At 38.0% G+C, this 10,527-nt stretch carries 11 protein-coding genes; 4 read left to right on the top strand and 7 right to left on the bottom strand.

The window, feature by feature from the left end; genetic code table 11:
- Window positions 1-233: 233 nt before the first annotated feature.
- Both C1726_RS15555 and C1726_RS15550 read right to left on the bottom strand, forming a co-directional pair.
- Window positions 234-1,742 carry a leucyl aminopeptidase gene (locus C1726_RS15555; RefSeq protein ID WP_102274004.1) on the bottom strand — a complete coding sequence of 503 codons (1,509 nt, stop codon included), beginning with the start codon at window positions 1,740-1,742 and terminating at the stop codon, window positions 234-236.
- A 60-nt stretch (window positions 1,743-1,802) separates the two neighbouring features.
- Window positions 1,803-2,180, bottom strand: a complete 378-nt coding sequence (locus tag C1726_RS15550; RefSeq protein ID WP_102274003.1) for a DUF309 domain-containing protein — start codon at window positions 2,178-2,180, stop codon at window positions 1,803-1,805.
- A gap of 184 nt (window positions 2,181-2,364) precedes the next feature.
- Here C1726_RS15550 and C1726_RS15545 point away from each other — a divergent pair, with 184 nt between their 5' ends.
- Window positions 2,365-2,841 carry a divergent PAP2 family protein gene (locus tag C1726_RS15545; protein WP_102274002.1) on the top strand — a complete coding sequence of 159 codons (477 nt, stop codon included), beginning with the start codon at window positions 2,365-2,367 and terminating at the stop codon, window positions 2,839-2,841.
- A gap of 56 nt (window positions 2,842-2,897) precedes the next feature.
- Here C1726_RS15545 and C1726_RS15540 read toward each other — a convergent pair whose 3' ends face one another.
- From C1726_RS15540 to C1726_RS15525, 4 genes are all read right to left on the bottom strand, one after another.
- The gene (locus tag C1726_RS15540) at window positions 2,898-3,614 is read right to left on the bottom strand and encodes a 3D domain-containing protein (RefSeq protein ID WP_102274001.1); all 717 of its coding nucleotides are present in this window, start codon (window positions 3,612-3,614) and stop codon (window positions 2,898-2,900) included.
- Between the two features lie 199 nt (window positions 3,615-3,813).
- Window positions 3,814-4,137 (bottom strand): YuiB family protein, encoded by a 324-nt coding sequence (locus tag C1726_RS15535; RefSeq protein WP_102274000.1) that lies wholly within the window; start codon window positions 4,135-4,137, stop codon window positions 3,814-3,816.
- Between the two features lie 305 nt (window positions 4,138-4,442).
- Window positions 4,443-4,571 carry a YuiA family protein gene (locus tag C1726_RS26210; protein ID WP_180968214.1) on the bottom strand — a complete coding sequence of 43 codons (129 nt, stop codon included), beginning with the start codon at window positions 4,569-4,571 and terminating at the stop codon, window positions 4,443-4,445.
- Between the two features lie 210 nt (window positions 4,572-4,781).
- A complete protein-coding gene (locus C1726_RS15525; RefSeq protein ID WP_102273998.1) occupies window positions 4,782-5,999 on the bottom strand; it encodes an NAD(P)/FAD-dependent oxidoreductase in 1,218 nt (405 codons plus the stop codon).
- 377 nt (window positions 6,000-6,376) lie between these two features.
- On the opposite strand from C1726_RS15525, the gene C1726_RS15520 reads away from it, so the two are divergent.
- Entirely contained in the window at window positions 6,377-7,372 is a 996-nt protein-coding gene (locus C1726_RS15520; RefSeq protein WP_102273997.1) for an NAD(P)/FAD-dependent oxidoreductase, read from the top strand.
- Window positions 7,373-7,573: 201 nt separating this feature from the next.
- Here C1726_RS15520 and C1726_RS15515 read toward each other — a convergent pair whose 3' ends face one another.
- Window positions 7,574-7,936, bottom strand: a complete 363-nt coding sequence (locus C1726_RS15515; RefSeq protein WP_102273996.1) for a HesB/IscA family protein — start codon at window positions 7,934-7,936, stop codon at window positions 7,574-7,576.
- Between the two features lie 208 nt (window positions 7,937-8,144).
- Here C1726_RS15515 and C1726_RS15510 point away from each other — a divergent pair, with 208 nt between their 5' ends.
- Together C1726_RS15510 and C1726_RS15505 are read left to right on the top strand one after the other, a co-directional pair.
- Window positions 8,145-8,855, top strand: a complete 711-nt coding sequence (locus C1726_RS15510; RefSeq protein WP_102273995.1) for a DUF2225 domain-containing protein — start codon at window positions 8,145-8,147, stop codon at window positions 8,853-8,855.
- A 255-nt stretch (window positions 8,856-9,110) separates the two neighbouring features.
- The gene (locus C1726_RS15505) at window positions 9,111-10,295 is read left to right on the top strand and encodes an IS256 family transposase (RefSeq protein WP_102272155.1); all 1,185 of its coding nucleotides are present in this window, start codon (window positions 9,111-9,113) and stop codon (window positions 10,293-10,295) included.
- The last annotated feature ends 232 nt before the right edge of the window (window positions 10,296-10,527 follow it).

Below are 10,527 nucleotides of genomic sequence, written 5' to 3'. Positions count from 1 at the left end.
TTATTTTTGCAACTTCTAGCTTTTTTTGCAAATTATCATTTATTTTTGCAACTTCTAGCTTTTTTTTGCAAATTATCATTTATTTTTGCAACTTCTAGCTTTTTTTTGCAAATTATCATTTATTTTTGCAACTTCTAGCTTTTTTTGCAAATTATCATTTATTTTTGCAACTTCTAGCTTTTTTTTGCAATTGCAAATAAAAAAGCTTCGGAAAATCTTCCGAAGCTTTAGGCTTAATTCGATTCAGTTTCAAATCTCTCGACAAGCAAAGCAAGTGTACGGACCATTACCCCTGTTGCTCCTGCTGGTCCAAGGTCATGCTCCTTGCGAGTTGTAGATGTTCCTGCAATATCCAAGTGTACCCATGGCGTATCCTCTGCAAATTCGCCGACAAAAGCGCCGCCCATGATGGCATGGCCTTCACGGCCAGGTGAATTATTTAAATCCGCAATTTTACTGCTTCTAACTCTTTGTTTGTCTTTTTCAAATAAAGGCAAACGCCAGATTGGCTCCCCAGCCTCATAGGATGCCTCTAAAACCTGCTCCCATAATGCCTCATTGTTCGTTAGCGCACCAGTTGTATCCATTCCAAGCGCCACGATTACGCCGCCAGTTAAAGTGGCTACATCAACTAAATAATTTGCTCCATGATGCTTCGCATATGTAACAGCATCCGCAAGCACAAGGCGCCCTTCCGCGTCTGTATTCAATACTTCAATCGTTTTGCCGCTCATTGATGTAATCACATCATCTGGTTTAAATGCGTTTCCGCTAACCATATTGTCAGTGGATGGAATAACTGCGACAACATTCTGCTCAGGTTTTAATTCACCGATAATTTCCATCGCACCTAGAACAGCCGCCGCTCCTCCCATATCCGTTTTCATTCCGACAATGCCATCCTTTGACTTAATGGAATAGCCGCCAGTATCAAAGGTAATGCCTTTGCCAACTAAACCAATAACGTCCTTCCATTCTTCTTTTCCTTGATACTTCAGGACAATCATTTTTGGCGGTTCAGCAGACCCTTGGTTAACAGCAAGTAAGGCACCCATGCCTAGCTTTAGCATATCTTCTTTTTCAAGAATTTCTGCTTCGAAATCATACTTAGAAGCTAGCTCTCTTGCATAATTAGCCATGTCTGTTGCCGTAAGCATATTTCCTGGCAGGTTAACAAGTGTACGAGCTGAGTTTGTTCCTTTTCCATGTGCATAGCCAACAGTTAACGAAGCTTTTACATCCTCCTCATCTGCCACTACACTATAAACAGAAATGTTTTCAATCGTTTTAGCCGGATCATTTGATTTTTGCTTATATCCTGCAAAGCGGTAGGTAGATAAAGCAAAAGCCTCACTGACCGCGTGTGCTGCATCTAGTGCATCCACCTCTTCACTTAGGAAAGAATCTAGATAAACAGCAGCTTCCTGTATCATTGAAGACTTAACAACTTTAAAAGTCTTTCCAAGTGCTTCCCGCAACACATCAAAGGAGTAATCCTTTTCACGGCCAAGACCGACAACGAATAATCTCTTCGCACCAATATGTCCAAATGTATGTACTTTTGTTACTGCTTTTTTCTTTGCAGAAAGGTCCTTGCTTTTAACGAGCTCCGTTAATTGCCCTTCAAATTGCTGATCTAGCTGTGCAAGAACACCATCAAATTTGTTTGGCTTCTCAAATAAACCAATGATCAAACATTCATGTTCATTTGAAAAATTGATTTCTCTTTTTACAGTAAACATTTTGTCACCCCCATAAAGTTGCTTTCATTATATCAGGAAACAGGAAACAATTTCGACTAGCTAATCTTCTAGAAATAAAATTAATTCTGGCAATTCCGGAAGCGTATCTATTTCTTCAAAGGGGACTCGATCAATTTCACTCGGAAAAATCATTAAAGCCTTTTCAATAAATGAATACACATGCTCCAAATCAAGCCCCCAATGCTTTGGTCGGTAAGCCTGTAAATATTCATGGGCGGCTCCCATCATTAATCTCGCCCCCTTCACATTTCCATATTCATAATGATAGATAGCTACACTCATTTGCAGCAATCCTTTGAAAAATAAATTCCCTTTGTCGGTCATCCACATCTCTTCCAGAAGGTCATGGCAAGTATAGTAATCCCCTTCATTAAACTTCACAAAAAACTCATAATACTCAAGCGGATACTCCTCCAACAGATTCCCTCCCCATGTGTAATTGTTTACAAAACTTTATAAAAAAAGTAATTGCACTCTCGTTGAATTATTATTATCATCTTAACAAACGGGATAGAAGTTGAGCACTTATTTTATTTAATTGGATCTGCTTAATCTGCCTTCAATGAGGTACGGTATGATCTACGATAAAGGTGGTTTCCACATGGAATTATTAATGAATTTCCCATTATGGGCTGCCATTGCAGCCATCTTCTTTGCTCAATTTGTCAAAGTTCCAATTCATTACATTGCTTCTAGAAACCTTAATTGGTCACTTTTGACAAGCACGGGAGGGATGCCAAGCTCCCACTCTGCTGCCGTAACCGCTCTTTCCACTGGCGTTGCTTTGGAAACAGGCTTAGATTCCGCTTTATTTGCTGTGTCAGCCCTATTTGCCATCATTACGATGTTTGATGCAACTGGTGTACGAAGACAAGCGGGGGAACAAGCCATTGTCTTAAATCAGTTAGTAGCAGATTTCAACCGTCTAATAGAGGAAGCAAAAGTTTGGCAGAAAAAAGCCGAACAGGAAAAAAGGAGAGAACTGAAGGAGCTTCTTGGACATAAACCAATCGAAGTTTTTTTCGGAGGACTGACAGGCATTTTTTTAACTATAGCACTTCATTACCTATTTCATTAAATAGAATAAAAAAAACAGGTATCCCGTCTCTAAGCAGGTTACCTGTTTTTTTCTAATTATTCCTGTTTGGATTTCGTATATTGCTGGCGGAATACTTGCATCGATTCATTTTCATTCAATGCGTGAAGCTCCTCCTCTGTTAAGGTGCCATCACCCATTTCTACAACATAGACATCCAATGTTTTTTTGCCCCAATTATTGTATACATCTTCTACTGTCTCATAATAGAGATCCACTTTATTTCCTTTAATTGCTCCGCCCTTATCTGCAACTACCCCATACCCATATCCAGGTACAAACAGAATCGTTCCAATCGGAAAGACATTTAAATCTGCTGCAACCGTTGAATACAAATCCCTCTTTACCTTTACGCCAGAGTATGTAATCCCGAAGCTTGGATGACCAGGATGCTTGCCTGTTGATTCATAATAAGCGGTATAGCCAGTAGCAACAACTGTCTTGATTGGATACTGCGTCCAATCAATTGCTTCCTCTAATGTTGGCGGATGCCCTGATACTTCCCTGCTTGATGAAATTTGCAAATCACCATTCACAAATCGTTTTAAAAATTTAAAAGCTACGCCAACCTTCTTTAATGTATGGTCAAAATGATTTTGATCAGACTGTTCGTTTGTGCCCATCTCTTCACTGCTGAAATACCCAACAAGAGATCTTGCCTCCACTCCCGAAATAGACTGGAAAGTCGTCAATAATGCCGCAATGAATAGAGTTGACATTATTATTCGTCTTGTCCAATTTTTTATTCTTCTCATTTATAATTTCACTCCTCCCAAGAATATTCATTTCCCAAGATTTAAAGAAATATTCATGACAGGAATAAAAAATATGAAAAGAAAAACAATAAAACTATCCTTTTCCTGATAAAAACTCCTTTGTTTCCAAGAAGTAACGCCTGCTTTATGGTAACTTTAGTAAATAAAAAACCTCTGCTAAACAGCAGAGATTTTGAAATTAAAACATTTGATATCCTTTTTTACGGAGGGTTTTTATCGTAATACCAGCTCCAATTGCACCTGCCAGACCGCTTAATAAGATGAGAACATCAGCAGTGGCGAGCTGGGATAATTCAGAACCTAAACTGGTAAATGACTCTTTACTATTAGAAAAGTATTCTATAAACCGAACTTTATCAATAATGAAGATTGCAATAATTGGATAAACAATAGCCATAATCCAAGACATTCTTAATAGCATATTTAAAATAAAACCAATCCCAAAAAACAGGACAAAAAAGAGCAGCATTGAAATAGGCAATACGAAAATCGTCATTTCCATCGTTTTGTTCCTCCCTTTACACATCAATATTTAGTGTACTGAATGTGCAAATGGGAGTCAATAAGAAAAGCGCAAGCGCCTTGATCATCGCCGTACAAACGCAGAAGGACCGGTTCTTTCGATAAAGGAAACATGAAGAGCGAGAGCGATTCGATGTTGACTTATCGTAGGGAGGGGGCCTGAAGTTTGATAGGCGCTGGAGCTAGACAATTCTCTAACTCCAAAGTTATACTTTAGTATCTTGCATAATAGGGGGAGATCACCCTGTAAAAGCAAAACTCCGCCATTGGCGGAGCATTTGATGATTATTCCTTTTTCTTTCCCGATCCGCTGCAGCAAGAGCAAGTTTCTGAACCGCCAAGGAGAAGCTGAAAATATCCTTTTCCTGAGCAGTACGTACATCCATTTGATTTTTCATAATTCTTTGTTGTCATTCTCTCCATCTCCTTTTTTGTAACTGAATTTTCTGATAATATATCAAGAATACTAGAATTTGAAAAGCTCCAAATTTTACGAAAAATATCCACTGGTAACGCATACAAACCGTCTTCTCTTAAATTTACTCGCTAATTCTCTAAATTTTGAAAAAATATAAAAAACAATAAAAGAGTCTGGCTTAAAGCCTGACCCTTTTATTGTTTTCATTATAAAATATTAAATTTTCCCTTTTTTAATACAAGTGAAGGTCCGCCTATCATGTATAAGGCGCGATTATCAATCATTTTCTTCATAAACGAAGCTTTAGTTCCTATCATTTTCTTACCAAATGCTACACCTATTGCATCATCTTCACCAAGGGAGCATACGGTTCCTTTAATATCTGGTTTAAATGTTTCTAACTCAGATTTATTGCGAATTAATGCAACAAGATTTCTCGCACATGTTTCCCCTTGCTGCATGGCAATCTGTGCAGTAGGCGGATATGGACGGTTAATTTCTTCATTAATGACTAAGGAAGAGTCGCCGATGATAAAGACATTGTCATGTCCAGGAGCCCTTAGATCTGGCTGAACCTTTACACGTCCCCGCATTGCCTCGAAGCCTGACTTTTCGATGATCGAATTCCCGCGGATTCCAGCAGCCCAAACAACAGTACCTGCCTTAATTTCTTCTACTTCCTCATCACCTTTTCCAACGATAATTCCTTCTGGAGTCGCTTCCTTAATAGCCGTGCCAATACGGAATTCGACGCCCTTCTTTTCTAAATGGGCGACCGCATAATTTACAAGCTCTGGATCAAATCCTGGAAGGACCATCGGTGCTGCTTCTACACAAATCACTTTTACCTTTTGGAAATCAACATCGTACTCTTTGCAAAGCTCTGGGATTCTATTTCCTAATTCTCCAAGAAATTCAATTCCTGTAAATCCAGCTCCACCAACAACAATGGTCAGGCGCTCATCCTTTTTCTCTTCTTCTGTATTATAAGTAGCAAATTGATACTCAATATGCTCACGAATTTGCCGGGCTGCATTCACGTTTACAATGGAGTAAGCGTATTCTTTTAATCCCTTAATGCCAAATGTTTCTGACTCACCGCCTAAAGCTACAACGAGATAGTCATAATTGATTTCCCCATTTTCTAAAATAACCTTTTTATCATCCGTTTTAATTTCAATAGCTGTGCCTTGAACAAAATCAACTTTATTTGTATCAATAACATTTTTTATTTCATATCTAACGCGGTCATGGTGTAAAGTACCTGCAGATGCCTCATGTAACCAAGTTGTTTCATAGTGGTAGCTATTCTTATTCACTAATATGATTTCAGCTTCATTTGTTCCGACTGCTTTTTGTAACCGAGTTGCAGTCATTAAACCACCGTAACCTGCTCCTAAAATTACAATCTTTGCCTTTCTCAACGTGTATCTTCCACCTTTTTAGAGTATTTTCTATTGTTTCCTTTTTAGAAACCGCTGTGCATTTAGTAATAATAGTTTGTGATGTTATTCACTAAAATAGACAAAAAAATGTTGAAAAAATGTCACAAAATATTAACAATATACTCACATTACATATTATGCTTTTTCCAATTGATTTTCAAGCCAAAAAGCTTAAATATGCATTATGCCTATGTGTATTTTCCTTGTAATTCCTAGCTTCTTCTAGTTTTTTATCGCCAAGGTTATGTTTAGAGTATTTAACCTTTTCACAATATTTTTTCCAAAGAGTGAGCTTTATATGAAATTATGTTATTATTTATGATGGAATGTGTACTTTATTAATGGGGGGATCCGGAATGAATGAAGATCAAAAAGTGTATGATATAACTATTATTGGTGGAGGACCTGTAGGGTTATTCACTGCTTTCTATGGGGGAATGAGACAAGCTTCTGTAAAAATCATCGAAAGCTTGCCACAGCTTGGTGGTCAATTATCAGCCCTTTATCCTGAAAAATACATATATGATGTTGCAGGTTTTCCTAAAGTACGTGCACAAGAATTAATCAATAATCTAAAAGAACAAATGGCAAAATTCGAGCCCACTACTTCATTAGAACAATCAGTGGAAAAGCTTGAAAAGCAAGATGACGGCATCTTCAAACTGACTACAAATAAAGAAATCCATTATACAAAAACAGTTGTCATCACAGCTGGAAATGGCGCGTTCCAACCCCGTCGCCTAGAGCTTGATAGCGCTGCTCAATATGAGGGCAAGAACCTTCATTATTTTATCGATGATTTAAATCAGTTTGCAGGGAAGAAGGTCGTTGTATTTGGCGGAGGAGATTCTGCAGTTGACTGGGCATTAATGCTAGAGCCAATTGCTGAAAAAGTAACGATCGTTCACCGACGTGATAAATTCCGTGCTCATGAGCACAGTGTTGAAAATCTAAATAACTCAAAAGTTGAAATTAAAACACCGTACATTCCTGCTGAATTAATCGGGGATGACAAAGGCATCACCGGGGTTGTCCTTGAAGGTGTAAATGATAAAGAAAAAGAAACGCTTGATGTTGATGCAGTTATTTGTAACTATGGTTTCGTTTCTTCACTTGGACCAATTAAAGAATGGGGATTAGAAATCGAAAAGAATTCCATCGTTGTAAATTCAAAAATGGAAACAAACATTTCTGGCATTTATGCTGCTGGAGATATTTGTACGTATGATGGAAAAGTGAAGCTTATTGCCTGCGGCTTTGGTGAAGCACCTACAGCTGTTAATAATGCAAAGGCTTACATCGATCCAAAAGCTAAAATCCAGCCATTGCACAGTTCATCGATGTTTGGTTAAGAAAAGCCCAAGCGCCTTGGTCATCGCCGTACAAACGCAGAAGGTCCGCGACTAAGATAAAGAAGACACAATGAGTGGAGCGAATTGATGCCGACTTATCGTAGGAGGGGACCTGAAGTTTGATAGGCGATAGGACGCTTGCGCCAGACATTATAAAAAAGGTATCCGAAATTTTATGGATACCTTTTTCTTTTGTTTAAATTAACATTCTTCTGGTGTACCAGCCGCAGTTGCTGTACGGAATGATGATCCGCATCCGCATGATGCAATCGCGTTTGGATTATCTATTGTAAATCCGCCGCCCATCATCGACTCTTTATAATCTATTTTTGTTCCTTTTAGAATTGGTGCATCCTCTTTGCTAACAAGGATTTGAATTCCATGCTGTTTTAATTGGTGATCATTCTCTTCTACTTCATGCGCAAAGCCCATGCCATATGATAAACCGCTGCAGCCTCCGCCTTTTACAGAAACACGCAATAAGGCATTTTCCTCTTCATTTGCTTTCATCATTTCTTTTATTTGCAGAGCAGCCGCTTCTGTTAAATTTACAATTTCACTCATTATAGTTCCCTCCTTGCATCTTTAATAAAAACAAATTCATCTTACTAATAGTATATACACTAAGCCCCTCGTCCTCAACTAATGAGAATCAATCATTTTTCGGCAACAAAACTTCGTGCTTTTCTTACTGAATAGAGTATAATTATAGTAATAATGAACGATAGCCGGTTTAATAAAAATAAATCTTTGTACCTAGGAGGCGATCTCAGTGACACAAATTGAACCCATCTATGATAAAAAGTGTGAATGCAGAATGTGCAAAAAAACTTTTACGACGAAAAAAATCCGTTCAAGATTTATTAAAGTGACAAGCTATGATACTGATTTTTGCCCAATCTATGCCTCTGAGGAGATCAATCCTATTTTATATCATGTAAATGTCTGTCCACATTGCGGATTTTCCTCAACTGATGATTTCTCACCCTATTTTCCGCCAGGTGCTGTTGACGAAATTCAATCAAAGGTATGTTCCCAATGGGTTCCACATGATTTTGGACAGAAGAGAAAAATTACCGATGCCATTAAAACCTATAAACTAGCCATTTATTGCAGCTTGTTAAAAAAAGAAAAGCATATTGTCATTGCAGGAACGTACATGAGACTCGCATGGCTATACCGTCTTTTAGAAAATACAGACCAAGAGAAGCGTTTTATGAAGCTCGCAATGGATGCATATTTACATTCATATATGGAAGATGATTTTAAAGGGACTCAAGTATCTGAAGTTAGAATCCTATACTTAATTGGTGAATTAGCAAGAAGAACCAACCAAATTGACCAAGCAGTAAAATACTTTTCAAAAGTGATCGAACAGCAAAATCGGACTGTTGAATCAGGCATTATCGATATGGCAAAAGAGCGCTGGTATGATATCCGTGAAGAGCAAAAATCTGCAAAACTTACAGAGAACATCAGTTAATAGAAAGCCACACCTAATTTCACATGGAAATTTGGTGTGGCTTTTACTTATAAGTTCGTTTTATTCACCTATTGGGGACAACTTTTTCTTTCCTTGCCCATTTCGGGAACCAATACCCTTTATTGTGGACTCTTTTGCTCTTTTCCCGTTCATTCCGGATTAAGCCCATATAATTGTGTAAAAAGAAAAGGAGTCAAAATAATTCCTCTTGTCTACAATGTTAACAGCGACGAAAACAATGAGGAGGAACTTATTTTGACTCAAATTCAGTTTAACCTAAATATTGAAGATTTAAAAGACGCCGTTATGAATTCTGATTTAGGCGCCGTTATGAAAGCCTCTGTAGTTCTAGTGTTAAATACAGTGATGGAAAAAGAACGTGATGATTATTTACAAGCTGGAGCTTACGAACGTACTCCTGACCGGCAGGACTCTCGGAATGGTTATTATGAACGTGGTCTACTTTTGAATATTGGTAAAATAACCTTAAAGGTACCTCGTACACGTAATGGGGAATTTTCACCATCCGTTTTTGAAAGATATTCCCGGTGTGACCAAGCTTTTGTCCTTTCCATGCTTGAGATGGTTGTGAATGGGGTATCTACTCGGAAGGTCAAAAATATTATTCAACAATTATGTGGAGTGAGCGTTTCAAAGTCTTTTGTTTCTTCACTAACAGAAAAGTTAGATCCCATTGTTAACACGTGGACAAATAGGCCCCTAAATACAATGTATTATCCCTACATGTTTGCAGATGCCATGTATATTAAAGTAAGGGAACATAACCGTGTTGTATCTAAGGCAGTTTATATTGCAACCGCCATTAATGAACAAAATGGTCGAGAAATCCTGGGTTTAAAAGTAGATCACGCTGAGAGCTATGAGGCTTGGCAAAGATTTTTTCAGTACTTACAATCTCGTGGTCTTCAATCACCTAAACTAATCATATCTGACGCACATAAGGGCTTAAAAAAGGCTATTACCGAAGAATTTGTGGGGACTACTTGGCAACGCTGCTCCGTGCATTTTAAACGTAATATCTTTAATCATTTGCCAAAAAAAGACATGGATGACGTAAAAATTGGCTTAAAGAGAATATTTGACGCTGTAACAATTGAGGATGCTAGAGAATTTAAAGAGGAATTTGTGAAGCATTTTGCAGAAAATCCAAAACTAGATAAGGCAATATCGACGTTAGAAGATGGCTTCGAAGATGCCATTCAATACTTAAACGAACCTTCGAAATATCACCTTTATATTCACTGTACAAATTCATTGGAACGATTAAATCAAGAGGTTAGGAGAAGGGAACAAGTTATAAGGATTTTTCCCAATACACAGTCAGCGTTTAGATTAATAGGGGCACTTTTAATGGATATTGCAGAACAACAAGCAAACAAAAAAATAAAGGTAGGGAATACTCCATACCAAAGAAATTAGATGATAAGTTGTTTTAGGTATGTTGGACGGCCTAATTTCGAATTGACATTGAGCCTCCGCGGGCATGATGTAAAGCCAGGAAGCCAGGAGTTTAACAACCCCTGGCTTGCCCTCCAGGCTATCATGCCCGCCCCTCAATGTAAATTCGAAATAGTGTAGTCCACTTATTATAGTTTTGATTATGTCGAAGTTTATTGTTGACACTTTTTACACAAAATTCAGGACTTGACTG

The sequence above is a fragment of the Cytobacillus massiliigabonensis genome, from assembly GCF_900199725.1.
GTDB classification, from domain to species: Bacteria; Bacillota; Bacilli; order Bacillales; family Cytobacillaceae; genus Cytobacillus; species Cytobacillus massiliigabonensis.
The sequence above is the reverse complement of the archived record's forward strand: the minus strand, read 5'-3'. Positions and strand labels throughout refer to the sequence as shown.

What these genes read in the sequence shown, in the direction of transcription:
- C1726_RS15555 (WP_102274004.1), bottom strand. Translation starts at nt 1,742, where the DNA reads ATGTTTACTGTAAAAAGAGAAATCAATTTTTCAAATGAACATGAATGT.
- C1726_RS15545 (WP_102274002.1), top strand. Translation starts at nt 2,365, where the DNA reads ATGGAATTATTAATGAATTTCCCATTATGGGCTGCCATTGCAGCCATC.
- C1726_RS15540 (WP_102274001.1), bottom strand. Translation starts at nt 3,614, where the DNA reads ATGAGAAGAATAAAAAATTGGACAAGACGAATAATAATGTCAACTCTA.
- C1726_RS15535 (WP_102274000.1), bottom strand. Translation starts at nt 4,137, where the DNA reads ATGGAAATGACGATTTTCGTATTGCCTATTTCAATGCTGCTCTTTTTT.
- C1726_RS26210 (WP_180968214.1), bottom strand. Translation starts at nt 4,571, where the DNA reads ATGACAACAAAGAATTATGAAAAATCAAATGGATGTACGTACTGCTCA.
- C1726_RS15520 (WP_102273997.1), top strand. Translation starts at nt 6,377, where the DNA reads ATGAATGAAGATCAAAAAGTGTATGATATAACTATTATTGGTGGAGGA.
- C1726_RS15515 (WP_102273996.1), bottom strand. Translation starts at nt 7,936, where the DNA reads ATGAGTGAAATTGTAAATTTAACAGAAGCGGCTGCTCTGCAAATAAAA.